Origin of the sequence: Cryobacterium sp. PH31-AA6, from assembly GCF_030063195.1 — a bacterium.
Classification (GTDB): Bacteria; Actinomycetota; Actinomycetes; order Actinomycetales; family Microbacteriaceae; genus Cryobacterium.
This window is the reverse complement of the sequence record NZ_JASISS010000002.1, coordinates 1-15,680: the sequence shown is the minus strand read 5'-3', so window position 1 is coordinate 15,680 and position 15,680 is coordinate 1. Positions and strand designations below refer to the sequence as shown.

At 64.7% G+C, this 15,680-nt stretch carries 19 protein-coding genes; 17 read left to right on the top strand and 2 right to left on the bottom strand.

The features are described from left to right. Positions 1-68 precede the first annotated feature (68 nt). On the bottom strand, positions 69-1,442 hold the full coding sequence (locus QMG61_RS01855; RefSeq protein WP_283492640.1) for an MBL fold metallo-hydrolase: 1,374 nt from the start codon (positions 1,440-1,442) through the stop codon (positions 69-71). Between the two features lie 112 nt (positions 1,443-1,554). Here QMG61_RS01855 and QMG61_RS17495 point away from each other — a divergent pair, with 112 nt between their 5' ends. The 8 genes from QMG61_RS17495 to QMG61_RS01810 all read left to right on the top strand — a co-directional run bounded on the left by QMG61_RS17495 (position 1,555) and on the right by QMG61_RS01810 (position 6,824). Continuing rightward, the gene (locus QMG61_RS17495; protein WP_502846990.1) at positions 1,555-2,244 is read left to right on the top strand and encodes an ArsR/SmtB family transcription factor; all 690 of its coding nucleotides are present in this window, start codon (positions 1,555-1,557) and stop codon (positions 2,242-2,244) included. Continuing rightward, positions 2,241-2,591, top strand: a complete 351-nt coding sequence (locus tag QMG61_RS01840) for a DsrE/DsrF/TusD sulfur relay family protein (protein WP_283492639.1) — start codon at positions 2,241-2,243, stop codon at positions 2,589-2,591. The genes QMG61_RS17495 and QMG61_RS01840 overlap by 4 nt, the downstream gene beginning before the upstream one ends. A 41-nt stretch (positions 2,592-2,632) precedes the next feature. Beyond that, entirely contained in the window at positions 2,633-2,986 is a 354-nt protein-coding gene (gene cmtR / locus QMG61_RS01835) for a Cd(II)/Pb(II)-sensing metalloregulatory transcriptional regulator CmtR (RefSeq protein WP_283492638.1), read from the top strand. Further along, positions 2,983-3,669 (top strand): cation efflux transmembrane domain-containing protein, encoded by a 687-nt coding sequence (locus QMG61_RS01830; RefSeq protein ID WP_283492637.1) that lies wholly within the window; start codon positions 2,983-2,985, stop codon positions 3,667-3,669. Before cmtR ends, QMG61_RS01830 begins: the two co-directional genes overlap by 4 nt. A 163-nt stretch (positions 3,670-3,832) precedes the next feature. Then, the gene (locus QMG61_RS01825) at positions 3,833-4,225 is read left to right on the top strand and encodes an ArsR/SmtB family transcription factor (RefSeq protein ID WP_283492636.1); all 393 of its coding nucleotides are present in this window, start codon (positions 3,833-3,835) and stop codon (positions 4,223-4,225) included. Continuing rightward, entirely contained in the window at positions 4,218-5,471 is a 1,254-nt protein-coding gene (locus QMG61_RS01820) for an MFS transporter (RefSeq protein ID WP_283492635.1), read from the top strand. The genes QMG61_RS01825 and QMG61_RS01820 overlap by 8 nt, the downstream gene beginning before the upstream one ends. Positions 5,472-5,604: 133 nt before the next feature. Beyond that, complete coding sequence (locus QMG61_RS01815) at positions 5,605-6,270, top strand: DUF6226 family protein (protein WP_283492634.1); 666 nt, start codon at positions 5,605-5,607, stop codon at positions 6,268-6,270. A 266-nt stretch (positions 6,271-6,536) separates the two neighbouring features. Then, on the top strand, positions 6,537-6,824 hold the full coding sequence (locus tag QMG61_RS01810) for a hypothetical protein (RefSeq protein ID WP_283492633.1): 288 nt from the start codon (positions 6,537-6,539) through the stop codon (positions 6,822-6,824). Here QMG61_RS01810 and QMG61_RS17490 read toward each other — a convergent pair. Then, positions 6,730-7,248 carry an FAD-dependent oxidoreductase gene (locus QMG61_RS17490; protein WP_502846989.1) on the bottom strand — a complete coding sequence of 173 codons (519 nt, stop codon included), beginning with the start codon at positions 7,246-7,248 and terminating at the stop codon, positions 6,730-6,732. The two genes, QMG61_RS01810 and QMG61_RS17490, sit on opposite strands and share 95 nt — an antisense overlap. A 173-nt stretch (positions 7,249-7,421) precedes the next feature. Between QMG61_RS17490 and QMG61_RS01805 the strand changes: the two genes are divergently transcribed. From QMG61_RS01805 to QMG61_RS01770, 9 genes are all read left to right on the top strand, one after another. Further along, on the top strand, positions 7,422-10,118 hold the full coding sequence (locus QMG61_RS01805; protein WP_283492632.1) for a winged helix-turn-helix domain-containing protein: 2,697 nt from the start codon (positions 7,422-7,424) through the stop codon (positions 10,116-10,118). Between the two features lie 126 nt (positions 10,119-10,244). Continuing rightward, a complete protein-coding gene (locus QMG61_RS01800; protein WP_283492631.1) occupies positions 10,245-10,934 on the top strand; it encodes a hypothetical protein in 690 nt (229 codons plus the stop codon). Further along, the gene (locus QMG61_RS17485; protein ID WP_502846988.1) at positions 10,931-11,191 is read left to right on the top strand and encodes a DUF8691 family protein; all 261 of its coding nucleotides are present in this window, start codon (positions 10,931-10,933) and stop codon (positions 11,189-11,191) included. Before QMG61_RS01800 ends, QMG61_RS17485 begins: the two co-directional genes overlap by 4 nt. Beyond that, positions 11,181-11,885 carry a DUF2306 domain-containing protein gene (locus QMG61_RS01795; RefSeq protein ID WP_283492630.1) on the top strand — a complete coding sequence of 235 codons (705 nt, stop codon included), beginning with the start codon at positions 11,181-11,183 and terminating at the stop codon, positions 11,883-11,885. Before QMG61_RS17485 ends, QMG61_RS01795 begins: the two co-directional genes overlap by 11 nt. Further along, positions 11,882-12,580: a DUF4389 domain-containing protein gene (locus QMG61_RS01790; RefSeq protein WP_283492629.1), complete on the top strand. Its 699-nt coding sequence runs from the start codon at positions 11,882-11,884 to the stop codon at positions 12,578-12,580. Before QMG61_RS01795 ends, QMG61_RS01790 begins: the two co-directional genes overlap by 4 nt. Before the next feature lie 115 nt (positions 12,581-12,695). Further along, complete coding sequence (locus QMG61_RS01785) at positions 12,696-13,043, top strand: hypothetical protein (protein ID WP_283492628.1); 348 nt, start codon at positions 12,696-12,698, stop codon at positions 13,041-13,043. 27 nt (positions 13,044-13,070) lie between these two features. Continuing rightward, positions 13,071-13,988 (top strand): ABC transporter ATP-binding protein, encoded by a 918-nt coding sequence (locus QMG61_RS01780; RefSeq protein WP_283492627.1) that lies wholly within the window; start codon positions 13,071-13,073, stop codon positions 13,986-13,988. Continuing rightward, a complete protein-coding gene (locus QMG61_RS01775) occupies positions 13,985-14,842 on the top strand; it encodes an ABC transporter permease (RefSeq protein WP_283492626.1) in 858 nt (285 codons plus the stop codon). The genes QMG61_RS01780 and QMG61_RS01775 overlap by 4 nt, the downstream gene beginning before the upstream one ends. Positions 14,843-14,968: 126 nt before the next feature. Beyond that, entirely contained in the window at positions 14,969-15,577 is a 609-nt protein-coding gene (locus QMG61_RS01770) for a TetR/AcrR family transcriptional regulator (RefSeq protein WP_283492625.1), read from the top strand. Positions 15,578-15,680: the final 103 nt, after the last annotated feature.

Genomic DNA, 15,680 nt, shown 5'->3' with positions numbered 1-15,680 from the left:
CTGCCTCAGGCCCAGGATGATGCCGCGGTCCGCGCCCTTCCGATCAGCTCCAGTTTTCGGTGTCCGGCTCACAGCCCGGTCTCCAGCGAGCGACCGGCTTCGCGTGCCCAGTCGGCGGCACCGCCGTTGAGCACGGTGACGTTGGTGCGGCCAGCTCGCTCGAGGATGCTGGCCGCGCTCATGGCGCGCTCACTGTGTCCGCACATCACGACGAGAGGACCGGCAGGCAGGTCGGAGAGGAGTTCGGCGAGACCGCCGAGCTCGACGTTCCGCGCGGCGGCCACGTGGCCGGCCGCAAACTCAGAGGCCTGGCGGATGTCAATCACGGCGGCGGATGCCTCGGCCCCCGAAACCATTCCCCCGGCCTCGATCAGCGACCCGGCCGCCGTTGCTCTGGAGATCCTCCACGTCGGGAAGCCTCCGTCGAGTTCGCCAGCAAGGGTGTCGAAGCCCACCTTCGCGGCCGCCCAGACAATGTCTTCGGGGTCCTGGTCAGCTCCGCGAACGATGATGACCGGCCGCTCTGGGTCGGCCAGCCAGCCGAGCCAGGTCGCGAACACCGGACGCAGCGCTATGGACAGGGATCCGGGGATGTGCCCGGCGGCGAAGTCCGCGGGCTGCCGGGAATCCACGATTTGGGCACCCTGCTCGTGAAGCTCCTTCACCCGGTCGGCGGACAGGGTCGGCAAGGCCGGGGTGGCCCCGAGCACGACGGGGCCCCGCCGGTTGATCTCGCCGAGGCGCAGGAAGTAGCCCGGGAAGGTGCCGAGTGAACCGAGCAGTGCATCGACGAAGGCGTCCTCGCCGGAGACCTGGAGCAGTGGGTTGGTCGCCCGTTCGCGGCCGATTGTGGTTGTCCGTTCGCCACCGGCTGCGGCGGAGCAGAACGATCCGGCGCCGTGGGTGGGCCAGACCGGGGTGTCGTCGGGCAGGTCCATCAGCCGGTGCAGTGAGTGATACTGGGCTCGGGCCAGCGGAACGGTCATGTCCGGGCTCACGAGGTCGGTGCGGCCGGCGGTTCCGACCATGAGCGACCCACCGGTGAAAACGCCGGCGATGCGCCCCTGGTCGAGGAGCAGGTAGGCGAGGTGTTCGGGTGAGTGGCCGGGTGTCGCCAGCGCCTGCAGGGTGAAGTCACCGAGGTCCAGGGTGTCGCCGTCGTGCAGCACTGTGTGGGTGAATTCGCGCGGGCCGGCCTCGGGCGCGAGCACAGTGGCTCCTTCGGCGTGCTGAAGTTCGCGCACGCCGGAGATGAAGTCCGCGTGCAGGTGTGTTTCCGCGGCGTACGCGACGGTCAGTCCCAGTCGCCTCGCCTCGGCGCGCACTTCGCGCAGGTCCCGTTCCGGGTCCACCACCAGTGCCCTTCCCTGGCCGATGTCCAGGAGGTAGGTGGAGTTACCCAGCCCCTCATCGATGACGGGAACAAGATGAAGCGTCGCCATGTGTACGCACTCCTCAGATTGCAGGACCCCGCCAGAAACGGGAACCCTCGATATTCCATAGAACCATGGATTACTAGAAGATACTAGTATGAGGGAAACCGGGAGGACGCACATGGGTGATCGTGAGAAGAAGTCGGCGCTGTTCGAGCAGTTTGCACGCGTCGGCAAGGCACTCGGCAGCGGCAAGCGCCTCGAGCTGATCGACCTGCTCGCACAGGGTGAACGTCCGGTGGAATCGCTGGCCAACTCGGCCGGCCTGGGCCTGACCACGGCATCGGCTCACCTGCAAACCCTCAAGCATGCGGGTCTGGTCACCACCCGGCGTGAGGGCACCCGGATTCATTACCAACTCGCCGGGGACGACGTCGCCCGGCTCTACAGCCTGGTCCGCACCGTCGCCCAGACGCACGTGTCCGACGTGGAACCGAAACGCATCGCATACCTCGGGCTCGATGCATCCGACTCGGCCGGCGAAGAGGCGCGCGAGGAGATCACCCGAGAGGAACTGCTCGCCCGGGCCGCGGCAGGGACGGTCGTCGTGCTGGATGTCCGGCCACGGCTGGAGTACCAGGCCGCGCACATCCCCGGCGCCCTCTCCATCCCCCTCGAGGAGCTCAGCGACCGGCTGGGTGAGCTGCCGCCCAGCGGTGACATTGTTGCCTACTGCCGCGGCGCGTACTGCGTGCTCGCCTACGAGGCCATCAGCCTGCTGCGCCAGAGCGGCCGCCGAGCAGTCCGACTGAACGAGGGGATGCTGGAATGGCGACTGGCCAACCTGCCAATGTCTTCCGAGGTGGCATGAATATCCTGATCATCATCAATGGCGCCGCCTACGGTCAGGACACGACCTACAACGCGGTTCGTCTGGCGAGGTCCTTGTCCAAACGAGACGAGGTCACCACACAGGTCTTCCTGATGGGCGACGGCGTCAACGTGGCGATAGCCGGGCAGAATACGCCCGACGGCTATTACAAGCTCGACCGGATGCTCTCGACGATCATCAGGCAGGGTGGCCAGATCCGCTGCTGCAGCACGTGCGTGGACGCCCGCGGCATCACGGACACCATGCTGACCGAGGGTGCCACTCGATCCACTATGGACGCCCTCGCTGACTGGACCATTGCTGCCGACAAGGTGCTGGTCTTCTAACACAGGTAGCCACCCGTCACTATTGACTGTATAGTCAGTGGATGCTGACCATTGCTTCGCGTCTCGATGCCATGAACCGGCTTGGCCGGGCGATGGCCGATCCGACCCGCTCGAGGATCCTGCTCACGCTGTTGGAGCGGCCCGGTTATCCGGCCCAGCTGGCGCGTGACCTCGACCTCACGCGCTCGAACGTGTCGAACCATTTGAGCTGCCTCCGCGGCTGCGGCATTGCAGCCGCCATACCCGAGGGTCGGCAGACACGGTACGAAATCGCCGACCCGCACCTGACCCGAGCGCTGGCGCTGCTGATCGACGTCGTGCTCGCCGTCGACGACGGCGTCCACTGCTCCGACGAGAACTGCGACCTGCCCCTCTGCTGCGGGACCGGAGCATGACCGAAACAAAGAATGGAGTCGCGCGCGTCGCCGACCCCGTCCGGAAACTGATCCTGCAACGCCGGATCCGGATCATCGTCGCCATCACCATCACCTACAACGTGATCGAGGCGATCATCGCCCTCGCCGCCGGCACGGTGGCATCGTCCTCCGCGCTGATCGGCTTCGGTCTCGACTCCATCGTCGAGGTGCTCTCCGCGGCCGCGATCGCGTGGCAATTCGCCGCTCCCGACCCGGAGAAGCGCGAGAAAGTCGCGCTGCGCGTCGTCGCGTACTCCTTCTTCGGCCTGGCCGCCTACGTGATCGTCGATGCCGGCCTGTCGCTCTTCGGTCTTCGCGAGCCGGAACACAGCCCGGTCGGGATCGCGCTGGCCGCCGTCAGCCTCGCCATCATGCCCGTGCTGAGCTGGCTGGAACGTCGCACCGGCCGTGAGCTGGGATCAGCGTCGGCCGTGGCGGACTCGAAACAGACCCTCGTCTGCAGCTACCTGTCCGCGGCGCTCCTCGGCGGGCTCCTGCTCAACTCCCTCCTGGGGTGGGCGTGGGCGGATTCGATCGCCGCCCTCGTGATTGCCGGGTTTGCCCTCAAGGAAGGCCTGGAAGCCTGGAAGGGCGACACCTGCGCGGTGCCAATCAGCGCCCTCACGGGCGAACGAACCCTCGACGCGGACACCTGCTGCTAGCAGGCAACTGATCCGCTCACCGCGCCACGCCGACAAGGGAAACCGTGCTCACTGCTCGCAGATCTGGTGCGCCTGTCACACATCGTGATACCCCCTGAGGCATCAAGGGCAAGGTGACCAGTTGGCCATACGAGGCGTGATCCTCGTGTGCAATAATCTGCGTATGAATGCAGATACGGATGGTTGCACGCTGGATACCGACAGTGAATATGTCGAGTTGGCCGTTGAGGTGTTCGCGATGCTCGCCGACGCCACGCGCATCCGCATCATTCTCGCGCTGCGCGACACGGAACTGTCGGTCAACCAGCTGGCGGAGACCGTCAACAAGTCCCAGGCCGCCGTCTCGCAGCACCTGGCAAAGCTGCGCCTGGCGCGCATCGTGGCCACCCGGCGCGAAGGCACCCGGGTGTTCTATCGCCTCGCGAACGAGCACGCCCGCCAGCTCGTCACCGACGCCATCTTCCAAGCGGAACACGCCCTCGAGGGGATCCCGGCCCACCACCGGCACCCGCACGACACCGTCGGCACCGAGCGGGAGGTGGACGCACATGCTTGAGGTCCTGCGGAATACCGCGTACCTCAAATTGTTCAGCGCCCAGGTCGTGGCGCTGGTCGGCACCGGCCTGCTCACCGTCGCACTCGGGTTACTGGCCTTCGACTTGGCAGGTGGGGACGCCGGCATCGTGTTGGGCATCGCGCTGACGATCAAGATGCTCGCCAACGTGGGCATCGCCCCGGTTGTGTCCGCGCTCACCAGCCACTTCCCCCGCAAAGTCCTGCTGGTTTCTGCGGATGTCCTCCGGGCCGGGGTGGCGATCTCGCTCCCGTTCGTCACCGAGGCGTGGCAGATCTACGTTCTTATCTTCGTGTTGCAGGCTGCTTCCGCCACCTTCACGCCCGCGTTCCAGGCGCTGATCCCGGATGTTCTGCCTAAGGAGAGCGAATACACAAGGGCGCTGTCGCTGTCCCGACTGGCGTACGACCTGGAGTCGCTGCTCAGCCCCATCCTCGCCGCCGCCCTGCTGACCGTGATCACTTACCACTCCCTGTTCGTAGGAACGGCGCTCGGCTTCGTCGGCTCGGCCGCGCTCGTGCTGTCCACCACTCTCCCGGCGATGCGGGCCACCGCGGTCACACCGTTCCTCGACCGGCTGACCAGAGGCGTGCGCGTGTTCTGGCGCACCCCGCCGCTTCGGGCACTTCTGGCGATGAACTTCGTCGTCGCCGCGTCCACCGCAATGATCATCGTCAACACCATCATCCTCGTGCAAGACACCCTCGGCCGCAGCCAGGTCGACTTCGCGATCACCCTCGCCTGCTACGGACTGGGCTCCATGCTCCTCGCCCTTGCCCTGCCGAAGGTGCTGGACCGGTATCCCGATCGACGCGTGATGCTGACCGGATGCGCCATCCTCCCGGTCGGGCTCGTCACCGTCGCACTGCTGGTCCTGGCCCCAGCCGCGCCGTTGGCCTGGACCGCCGTGCTCACGGTCTGGTTCGTCCTCGGCGCCGCGACGGCGCTGATCCTCACACCCTCGGCCCGGCTCCTGCGACGCTACTCCGACGACACCAACCGGCCTGCGGTCTTCGCGGCGCAGTTTTCGCTGTCCCACGCCTGCTTCATCATCACCTACCCGCTCGCAGGCATCCTCGGCGCGACGCTCGGACTCGCCCCAACCGCCATCATACTGGCGGGCATCGCCGTGCTCGCCGGGATCGTCGCCGTGCGGTCGTGGAACACGCTGGCATCACCGAAAGAGCCCCTTGAGACGCTCGCGTCGCCGTCGTCAACTTCCCGCTAAGCCTTCTTCTGCGATCCCTGAGTGCGAGCACCAAGGCACTCCCCAGCTCACAACAACCGAGCATCGATAGATGCCCGATTGCGGGCCGACGAACTTCTCGGTGAACCGAACGATGGACGGATAGTTTGTGAGCATGACAGAGTATCGACGCCCCACGTTCCCAGTGGAGATCTACCGGGATGAGCAGGGCCGTCCGATTGACTACGGCAATCGATGGGGAGGAGCATCGCCGCCCGAAGACGCGTATTCCCGTGTTAGTAATCTGCAGCGGTTCGCGCGGTTGCACGACGTCGCTGACGCACTGATCGAGTGGCTGCAGACCACGTTCGACGTTGCCGTCGACGAAGCCCCAAACGCCACTGCAGATCTTCTCCACCTGCCAAATGAGGTCGTCCGTGCAGTACGCGTCGTGCCTCGCAACCCGACAGCTGCACCGCTGACATTTGTCCTTACGCCGTTCACGGGCGTCTACCTTCACGCGGGCCTGCTCAACGACTTCCACCTCCCGGTGTGCGGCTGTGATGCCTGTGACGAAGATGTCCTGAATCTGGCGGAAGAGCTCGAATGGACCACCCGCACCGTCGTGTCAGGTGGTTATTCTGAGCGATTCGATCCCGGGCGGGGCGACTGGATTGAATACCGGCTCGAGGAGCCAGGGGTCGGGATGCGATCCGGTCGCAGCCGCACCGAGGACCTGCCCGAGGACCGGGTCAAGTCCGCGCGAACCGCCCTACCGCCTGCAGGACAGTGGTCCCCCTGGCCATTACTTGCGAAGGGCCAATCCGACGCCCTCGGCTGATCGCCCGAGCCTGCTGTCCCGGTCAGAGTTCCGCTTACGCGCGGCTGATCCGGGTGAAAAGTGCTCTCAAGCGTGCTCTCGCGAGGGCTGAAAATACCGCCCGCTCATCGGCCCCCTTACGGTATTTGTTTCAGTGCTGCGGGCGGCCGGACTGGAGTCACTGCCAGCAGAGGGCTTGGTCTGGGAAGATGGTCGGCATGCCAGACATGCGTCGAAAGAGTCCTGAGCCATCGCCCAGGCCGTCCCAGATCCAAATGAAGCCTGGAATGGCAGACGAGCTGATGCGGGAGCTTGCTCCACTGCTGGCAGAAGACGGCGTCGACGTCAATGACCTCACCGATATCGATGCTTTGAACCAGGCGCTTCAGAGGGCGGTCGAACGGCGCAACATGGAATTGTTCACCCCGGTTGGCGCCCGGCGTGACCAGGCGATCGCGCAGCTGATGCTGGTCGTGGCCGCTATCGCAGACGATGACACCAAGCGCGCAGGAATTCTCCTCGACAAAGCACAGCCAGAAATTGCGCCGATGACGAGACAAATGCCTTTCCTCTGAATTCCCCACCACGAATTCCCCGGCAATCGAAAACGTCCTGACCCCACCGCTCCCGAAGACCGCCGACGTCGGGAAGCTCAGCGACCAGACCGGTCGCCACAAGTACCCGCCGACCACGAACGCTGCGACCGTCGTGGAGCCTTATGACACTGCTGTTCCCCTCCTTGGCCAGGTCAATGGCTCGCGCCGGTATGAAATCCACCCCATCGATTTCGGTCCGGACAATCGCAATCGGCTTGAGGGACCTGAGTCCCTCGCCACTGGGATAGTCGCGCCCACCCGCTGATGGCTGGTTGCACAGTTCTGCATCGATGATCGCCACTCGGCGATGAGTGCGTCGTGCCGCGAGGGCGGCGGCCTTCCCGGAAACGCCACCCCCAATGATCACGATGTCGTAATACTTGTTGTCTGTCTTCGTCTCCATGTTGACCTCCTCGTCCAAGCTGGACCGACATGCACCGCAGGAACCAATGTTGTTGCCAATCCGGCAACCTAGCCAGTATCTGCGTTCCGGTCGCGGAGGAGCGTTGAATCTCCGCGGCCGCAATCAGGCGATGGATGCTGGTCGCCCGCTCCGTGCCTCCTTAGGATGAAACAATGACGATGGTGGTTCTGGCGACAAAGCTCTTCGTCCCGCCGCCGCGCTCCCAATCCATCGTCCGTCCACGTCTCGTCGACCAGCTGACCGCTGGAATCCAAGCGGGACGACGATTGAGTCTCGTCTCCGCACCAGCCGGGTTTGGCAAGACCACACTGTTTGTCGAGTGGGTTGCGCAGACCCGTCAGCTTGATCCGACGGTCCGAGTTGCCTGGGTTTCCCTGGAGCAAAGCGACAACGATCCCGCCCGATTCCTCACCTACCTGGCTGCCGCACTCGACCGGGCACAGTCCGATGGCGGCCCGGCGGATCATGACACCCGGCTGTCCACTGAAGTGACCCTCACGTCACTCATCAACAAGATGTCGCGTGACACGCAACCGACGATCCTGTTTCTCGACGACTTTCAACTCATCGAGGACCCATCCGTCCGAGACGCCGTAACGTTCCTACTCGACCACCTGCCGCCCACGATGCACCTTGCCATAGCGAGCCGCTCCGACCCGCTACTTCCCCTGGCGCGACTGCGAGCGAGCGGTGACCTAACGGAACTGCGCGCAGCCGACCTGCGCTTCACGCCCGACGAAGCGGCCGCGTTCCTCAAGCACGCGACAGGCCTGTCGCTCACCCGAGAGGACGTCGCAGCCCTCGAGACCCGCACCGAAGGCTGGATCGCGGGCCTTCAACTTGCCGCGCTCTCCATGCGCGAGACCACAGACATCCCCGCCTTCATCGACGCCTTCACCGGCAGCAACCGGTTCGTCATCGACTACCTCATCGAAGAGGTACTCCACCAGGCACCACTCCAGATCCGTGAGTTCCTCTGCCAGACCGCAATTCTCGACCGACTCAGCGGCCCCCTCTGCGACGCCGTCACCGGACGCACGGACAGCGCCCTCATGCTGCAGTCACTGGAACGGGCAAACCTTTTCATCGTCCCCATGGATGACACGCGGCGGTGGTACCGATACCACCACCTCTTTGCGGACGTCCTCCGATCCCGGCTGCTCATACACGGCACCGAGCACGTGGCGGCACTCCATCGCCTCGCCAGCGAGTGGTTCGAGAAGAATGATTTTCCCGACGACGCGGTCAAGCATGCCTTCGCGGCTGCAGACTTCCCACGGGCCGCGCGAGTGATCGAAGCCACCATTCCCGCCGTCCGCAGGAGCAGACAGGATGCGACCCTGCTCGGCTGGCTCGCGACGCTGCCGGATGATGCGAAGAAACGCAGGCCAGTGCTTCGGGTGTTCTCCGCCTGGTCCTCTCTCGTTTCCGGTGACATTTCCTCCGCGGATCGTCAGCTGACCGAGGCCGAACACCTCCTCTCTGCCGGCAGCGAAGACGGGTCGCCTGCGCACGATTCCGAGCCAGGCGAGGAGCTCCGGACCCTGCCCGTCACGATCGCGCTGTACCGTGCGTCCCTCGCTCTGGCCACGGAAGACCTACCAGGGATCAGGCTCCATGCCCAGCACGCGTTCGACGCCGCGAGGCCTGACGATTACCTGGGGCGAGGCGCCGCGGCAGGCCTGCTGGGCCTCGCATACTGGGCCAACGGGGACCTCGAATCCGGCGTGACCACGTTCCAGGGTTCCGCGAAGAACCTCCGCATGGCCGGCAACCTGACCGACGCGCTGAGCACCACCATGGTGGTCGCCGACATGCTGAGGCCGCTCGGGAGACTTCGGGAAGCCGAAAAGAACTATGAGGAGGCGCTCCAGCAGTCCATCGCACACGGAAACGACGGCCAGCCAACGGCCGACCTCCACGCGGGCATCAGCGACCTGTTGCGGGAACGCAATGAACTCACGCTCGCCAAGAATCATCTAGCGGCAAGCCACGACCTCGGCGACAGTGCCCTCTCGCACGAGCATCGATACCGATGGTTCGTGGCGATGGCGAGAGTTCACGAAGCCGAGGGTGACCCGGACCTCGCGCTCGCATCACTTGATCAAGCAGAACAGCACTACCGCAGTGGATTCTTCCCCGAGGTCCGCCCCATCGCCGGCATGAAGGCTCGTATCTGGATCGCGCAGGGACGCCTGCCCGAGGCTCGGGAGTGGGTGGAGGAGCTGAAGCTCACACCCGCCGATTCGGCCGACTATCGACACGAATTCCGTCACATCACCCTCGCCCGGCTGCTGATCGCGGAGCACCGCGATGACCCCCTGGGCGAATCCCTGGGCGACGCGCGTGCCCTACTCGATCGGCTGCTCCATGCAGCCGAGGCGGGCGGACGGATGGGAAGCGCCAGCGAAATATTAGTACTGCAAGCCCTCGCATTCCGGGTGCAGGGTGAGACATCCCGCGCGCTCGTCCCGCTGGAACGCGCCCTCGCGTGGGCCGAGGCAGAGGGCCATGTCCGTCTATTCGTCGACGAGGGTGCACCGATGCTAGCGCTCCTGCGCACGGCCGCCGGTGCGGGCATCCGCCCGGACTTCGTGCGTCAACTCAGCCAGGCGCTACGCGACACCGAGGACGCCCATGCTCCGGGTACGCCTACCGCGACGCTGAGCGAGCGCGAGCTGCACGTGCTGAGACTCCTGGCCACGGAACTGTCCGGCCCGGAGATCGCCCGCGAACTCTACGTCTCGCTCAACACCATGCGGACCCACACCAAACACATCTTCCTCAAACTCGGCGTGAGCAGTCGCCCCGCCGCCGTCCGCCGCGCCGAATCCTGGGGCCTGATCTAGGTACCCCTTCCCGCAACAATCACCATGCGATCCACGGATGTGGTGATGTCGCGTCACCACATCGCTCCGTAGTTTTCGGATGTGCCCGGAAAACCGTCCGGCCAACCCAAACTCAAGGAGCACACCGTGAACATCACGACATCCACCCTCACCCGCGGGGCCGCGGTCGCTGCCGCCCTCGCGGGACTGGCCTATATCGTCATCCAGTTCATCCACCCTGCCGACGTCGTGGCCTCACTATCGACGCAGCGGTGGGCAGTCGTGCACATCCTGAGCTTCTCCGAAGCGGTGCTGGCTCTCGTGGGAGTGACCGGAATCTACCTCAGGCAAGTCCGGCAATTCGGAATCCTGGGGCTCATTGGGTATCTGATGTTTGGCTTCTTCTTCATTCTGCAGTCCGCCTTCACCTTCGCTGAAGCGTTCATCGCCCCCCTCTTCGTATCCGATGCTCCCCAGGTTTCCGTGGACTTCGTCGGCCTGTTCGGACGGTACGCGGCCGTGACCGACCTCGGGCCGCTCGCTGCCCTTCCCCAGGTCGGCGCACTCCTGTACATCGGTGGCGCGCTGCTCTTCGGAATCGCCGTCATCCGGGCCCGGTTGCTCTCCCGCGGAGCGGGCATCCTGTTGATCGCCGCCGCTGCCGCGACCCCCATCGCCGGTGCGCTGCTCCCCCACGCGCTCGAACGCATGGCCGCCGTTCCCATGGGCCTCGCCCTGGTTTGGCTCGGCTTCTCCCTTTTCTCCGACCAGCGCCGGAACGCTGCGGCGCTCCGGGTGAGCGCAAACGAGGCCCACCTCAACAGCGCGGCGAAATGAGCCGGTACGAAATCCGCCTTGCCGGGCAGCTTGACTCGAGGTGGAGCGAATGGTTCGAGGACGCCACGCTCACAACCGATGCAGATGGATTCACCACCCTCACCGGGACCGTCATCGATCAAGCTGCCCTACACGGATTGATTCGGCGCGTGAGCGACCTGGGTGTGCCCCTCATCTCGGTTAACATCCTGCACGACCACGCGGCCGCCAGCGACGCCACCCATCTACCAGGGAGGAGATCAGAACATGACCGCTGACATCGCCACAACCCGGGCCTCAAAATCATGGCTCACACTCAGCGGACTCATCCTTCTCAGCCTCATCCCCATGCTCGCCGGTGCCGTCCGGCTTGGCGAGCTGACCGGCGGAGCCGCGCCGACCGTGCACAACGCACGATTCCTTGACTCCCCCGTTCCCGTCCTGATCCACATCATCAGCGTCACCGTCTTCAGCTTGCTCGGGGCTTTTCAGTTCGTTCCGGCACGACGACGACGCACCAACCGATGGCACCGGGCGGCGGGCCGCGTCCTCATCCCGACCGGACTGCTGACAGCACTATCCGGCATGTGGATGGCGGCTTTTTACCCGCACCCCCTCGGAGATGGCGGCGTGTTGGAAGCTCTCCGCCTGCTCTTCGGCTCCGCGATGATCGCAAGTATCCTGCTCGGCATTCGAGGGATCGTCCGCCGCAAATTTGTTGCGCACGGCGACTGGATGACACGGGCATACGCGATCGGCATGGGTGCCGGAACTCAGGCGATCGTTCTCATCCCCGGCTCGATCATCTTCGGATCAACCCACGAGCTCTCGAGGACCGTCCTCATGGGCGCGGCCTGGGTCATCAACCTCGCTGTGGCCGAGACGGTCATCCGGCGCAGGGTGCGGCGACTGCCAGGTCGCTCCGCAGGAACGAATACTCACTCAACTACCCTGACAGGAATTACAGCATGACGACACAAGTCACATCACCAGTGCAGCTGCACGGCCGGTTCGATCCGAGCCCATCACGATGGTTGTGGCTGGTGAAGATGGTGCTTGCCATCCCCCACTTCGTGATTCTGGCCGTGTTGAACGGTGCGTTCCTACTCGTAACCCTGGCCTCGGGCCTCGCCATCGCGTTCACCGGACGCTACCCGCGGTCACTCTTCGACTTCACGGTCGGGGTGCTGCGGTGGAACTGGCGGGTCGGGTTTTACGTCTACGCCGCCCTCGGAACCGACAGCTACCCGCCGTTCACCCTGCGCGACACGGAATACCCTGCCCGCTTCGACGTCGCCTACCCGACACGCCTCTCTCGAGGGCTCGTCGTGGTCAAGTGGATGCTTGCCCTCCCCCACGTTGCGATCGTGATCTTCGTAATGGCCGACATCCTCACCTTTGTGCCCTCCTCAACGGGTTCGACCAGCGGTGCTTTCTCAATCGTCAACGTGCTCGCGGTAATCGCTGGAGCATTTCTCCTCATGACCGGTCGATACCCGCAACCCCTGTTCGACCTGCTCATCGGCATCAACCGTTGGATCTACCGCGTCGTCGCCTACGTCGCGTTCATGTCCGACGTATACCCGCCGTTCCGGCTCGACACGGGTGCGAACGAACCGCGTACGGCCACAGCCGAGCGTGAAGCCGAAGCCATATTGCCAAGCTGAGAGGAGAAAGCTTCGCCGCCCCTCTACCAGAAAGCCACGAAAGCCCCGTAGATGTCATCATCACCAGAACGGACGACTCACCATGACACCAGGAATCGCTATTGCTTTTGTCTCAATGCTCACAGCCCTCGCTACCTTCCAGCTACTGCTGGCGGCGGGACTTCCCTTCGGCCGTTTTGCCTGGGGCGGACAGCACCCTGTTCTCCCCCCGCGTCTGCGGGTCGGCAGCGTGCTGGCGGTGGTGACCTACGCCATCTTCGCATTCATCGCACTTGAGCGCGTCGACGTCACAAACGTCTTCACCGATCCCCTCGTCGCGGTCATCACCATGTGGGTGATCGCGGGATACCTGATGCTGAGCGTGCTGCCGAACCTCGCCTCGAAGAGCGCAAAAGAGAAGAGAGTGATGGTTCCCGTGTCGCTCACCCTGGGGATTCTCGCGACACTCATCGCCGTCGGCTGAGCCTGGAAGACCGGACGGAGTACTCCTATGAAACTGTCACCCCCCGCCGTGCGCGTGCGCGACCTGCACAAGTCCTACGGGAACTTCGAGGCGCTCCGCGGCATCAGCTTCGACATCGAGGCCGGCGAGACCTTCGCGCTCCTCGGCCCGAACGGGGCCGGGAAGAGCACCGCGATCGAGATCCTCGAGGGATACCGCGACCGCACCGCGGGCGAGGTGCGCGTGCTCGGCGTCGACCCGCAGCGCGGCGGCCTGGCCTGGAAGTCGCGCCTCGGCATCGTGCTGCAGTCCACCGGGGAGAGCGGCAACGTCACCGTCACCGAGCAGCTCACCCACTTCGCCGGTCTCTACCCGCGGCCGCGCCGCGTCGCCGAGGTGATCGAGGCCGTCGGCCTGGAATCGAAGGCGAAGACCCGCATCAGCAAGCTCTCCGGCGGGCAGCGGCGCCGCGTCGACGTGGCGCTGGGCATCATCGGTCGGCCTGAACTCCTGTTCCTGGACGAGCCCACCACGGGCTTCGACCCCGAGGCGCGACACCAGTTCTGGGACCTCGTGCGCCGCCTCCAGGCCGAGGGCACCTCCATCCTGCTCACCACCCACTACCTCGACGAGGCCGCCCAACTGGGCGACCGGGCCGGCGTGATCAACGACGGGCTCCTGATCGACATCGGCGCCATCGGTGAGATCGGTGGGGCGGATGCGCGGGTGCCGCTCGTGCGCTGGCGCGACGCCTCCGGTACGTTCCAAGAGCAACGCTCGGACGAGCCGGCGCGGCTCGTGGCCGCCCTCGTGGCGGCATCCGGCGCTGAACCCACCGTCCTCGAAGTGATTCGACCCAGCCTGGAGGACATCTATCTCGGCCTGGTGCAGGGCAGCCGATCAGGGCCCGTGACGTCTGTCGCAACGGCTGCCGCCCTCGGCAAAGACCCCGGGGTTCTCGCATGAGCCGCATCGACGCCAACACTGGGTCCGCGCCTGCCCGCCTGGGCCAGTTCCTCCGGGTCGGTCTCTCTCGAATCGGCTACGAGACCCGGATCTACTTTCGCAGCGCTGACAGCATCTTCTTCACGTTTCTGTTCCCGTTCATCATGCTCGTCATCTTCACGGCCGCGTTCGAGGCCAGGGGGAAAATTGGTGCCGCTCCAGACGGCACCGGCGGCATCAGCGTGGGCGCGTACTACCTGCCTGGGATGCTGGCGGCGGGAATGCTTCTCTCCGGGGTGCAGAACCTCGCCGTCGACATCGCCGGGGAGAAGAGTGACGGCACCCTCAAACGCCTTGGCGGTACCCCGCTCTCCCCGCTGAGTTATTTCATAGGCAAGATTGGCCAGGTCCTGGTCACGGGGATCGTCCAAGCGGCGCTCCTCATCCTGGTGGCCCATTCGATACTCGGGATCGCCTTGCCGGACGAGGCCGGGAAATGGCTCACCTTCGCTTGGGTGTTCCTATTCGGTGTCATCACCTCGGCCTTCCTGGGCATCTCACTTTCGGCGCTGCCCCGCTCGGGCAGGAGCGCGACGGCCGTGGTCATTCCGGTCGTGCTGGTTCTGCAGTTCATCTCCGGCGTCTACCTGGAGTTCTACAAACTTCCGGAATGGATGCAAACCGCCGCCAGCGTGTTCCCGCTGAAGTGGATGGCGCAGGGCCTGCGCGGCGTGTTCCTTCCGGAGAATTTCGTGAACCTCGAGCAGAACGGCTCCTGGGATTTCCAGCTCGTTGCCTTGAACCTGGCCATCTGGCTGCTCGTCGGGCTCGGGGTCAGCCGCTTGACGTTCCGCTGGATCCGAAAGAACACCTGAGATGTCGCGGCGGCACTACGCCGATCAGGATCCCTACGCGGCAGCGCAGAGAGTCCTTCCCACGGCCAGCCGCATCGTGATGGGATCGCGTACAGTAGTGTCTGAGATAGAGGGTTGGGGGACGCGATGGTGCAAGCGAACCGAGAGCGAGCATTGCGGTCGGACTCGATGCGGAATCGGGACGCGATTCTCGAGGCGGCAGCCAGGTGCCTCGTCGCCAATCCGTCGTCGAGCATCGCCGACATCGCGAAGGCCGCCGGTGTGGGGCGCGTCACCCTGTATGGTCACTTCTCTTCTCGAAGCGAGCTTCTTTCCGCGCTGCTCCAGCGAACGATGACTCGGGTCGAATCGGAGCTCTCGGCCGTTGACCTGGACGGCACTCCTTGGGAAGCGATGGATGCCCTTGTGCTGTCTTCCTGGAAGCTGGTTGAGGGACTGAGTGCGCTTCGCCGTGTCGTCGAGCAGGAGATGCCGGACGACGACCTGCACGGAAGCCATAACAGCCCGAGAGTGCGGGTCGAGAATCTCTTGGCACGCGGCCGGACCGAGGGTGCGTTTCGGATCGATCAATCTGTCGGTTGGCAGACTGCCTGCTATTTTGCAATCCTGCACGGTGCGGCATCTGAAGTCAGGACCGGGCGCCTGACGGAGCACGAGGTAGAGAAGGCGCTCCCCCAGACTGTCCGGGCCTTGCTGCAAGTAGCGCCTGAACCTCAATCCACCGGTCGGCTTTGATTCCGTGACGGCGAGTTAAACCGAGAATGCCCCTCTGATCAGGTAAAATAGTTGTTACTTAGACAAACTATTCACCAACCAAGGAGGCATCTCGTAGATGCAA

Coding starts and splice junctions, on each gene's coding strand:
- QMG61_RS01775 (WP_283492626.1), top strand. CDS start 13,985: ATGAGCCGCATCGACGCCAACACTGGGTCCGCGCCTGCCCGCCTGGGC.
- QMG61_RS01855 (WP_283492640.1), bottom strand. CDS start 1,442: ATGGCGACGCTTCATCTTGTTCCCGTCATCGATGAGGGGCTGGGTAAC.
- QMG61_RS01820 (WP_283492635.1), top strand. CDS start 4,218: ATGCTTGAGGTCCTGCGGAATACCGCGTACCTCAAATTGTTCAGCGCC.
- QMG61_RS01830 (WP_283492637.1), top strand. CDS start 2,983: ATGACCGAAACAAAGAATGGAGTCGCGCGCGTCGCCGACCCCGTCCGG.
- QMG61_RS17495 (WP_502846990.1), top strand. CDS start 1,555: ATGGGTGATCGTGAGAAGAAGTCGGCGCTGTTCGAGCAGTTTGCACGC.
- QMG61_RS01780 (WP_283492627.1), top strand. CDS start 13,071: ATGAAACTGTCACCCCCCGCCGTGCGCGTGCGCGACCTGCACAAGTCC.
- QMG61_RS01825 (WP_283492636.1), top strand. CDS start 3,833: ATGAATGCAGATACGGATGGTTGCACGCTGGATACCGACAGTGAATAT.
- QMG61_RS17485 (WP_502846988.1), top strand. CDS start 10,931: ATGAGCCGGTACGAAATCCGCCTTGCCGGGCAGCTTGACTCGAGGTGG.
- QMG61_RS01805 (WP_283492632.1), top strand. CDS start 7,422: ATGACGATGGTGGTTCTGGCGACAAAGCTCTTCGTCCCGCCGCCGCGC.
- QMG61_RS01790 (WP_283492629.1), top strand. CDS start 11,882: ATGACGACACAAGTCACATCACCAGTGCAGCTGCACGGCCGGTTCGAT.
- QMG61_RS01785 (WP_283492628.1), top strand. CDS start 12,696: ATGCTCACAGCCCTCGCTACCTTCCAGCTACTGCTGGCGGCGGGACTT.
- QMG61_RS01795 (WP_283492630.1), top strand. CDS start 11,181: ATGACCGCTGACATCGCCACAACCCGGGCCTCAAAATCATGGCTCACA.
- QMG61_RS01770 (WP_283492625.1), top strand. CDS start 14,969: ATGGTGCAAGCGAACCGAGAGCGAGCATTGCGGTCGGACTCGATGCGG.
- QMG61_RS01815 (WP_283492634.1), top strand. CDS start 5,605: ATGACAGAGTATCGACGCCCCACGTTCCCAGTGGAGATCTACCGGGAT.
- QMG61_RS01810 (WP_283492633.1), top strand. CDS start 6,537: ATGGCAGACGAGCTGATGCGGGAGCTTGCTCCACTGCTGGCAGAAGAC.
- QMG61_RS17490 (WP_502846989.1), bottom strand. CDS start 7,248: ATGGAGACGAAGACAGACAACAAGTATTACGACATCGTGATCATTGGG.
- QMG61_RS01840 (WP_283492639.1), top strand. CDS start 2,241: ATGAATATCCTGATCATCATCAATGGCGCCGCCTACGGTCAGGACACG.
- cmtR (WP_283492638.1), top strand. CDS start 2,633: ATGCTGACCATTGCTTCGCGTCTCGATGCCATGAACCGGCTTGGCCGG.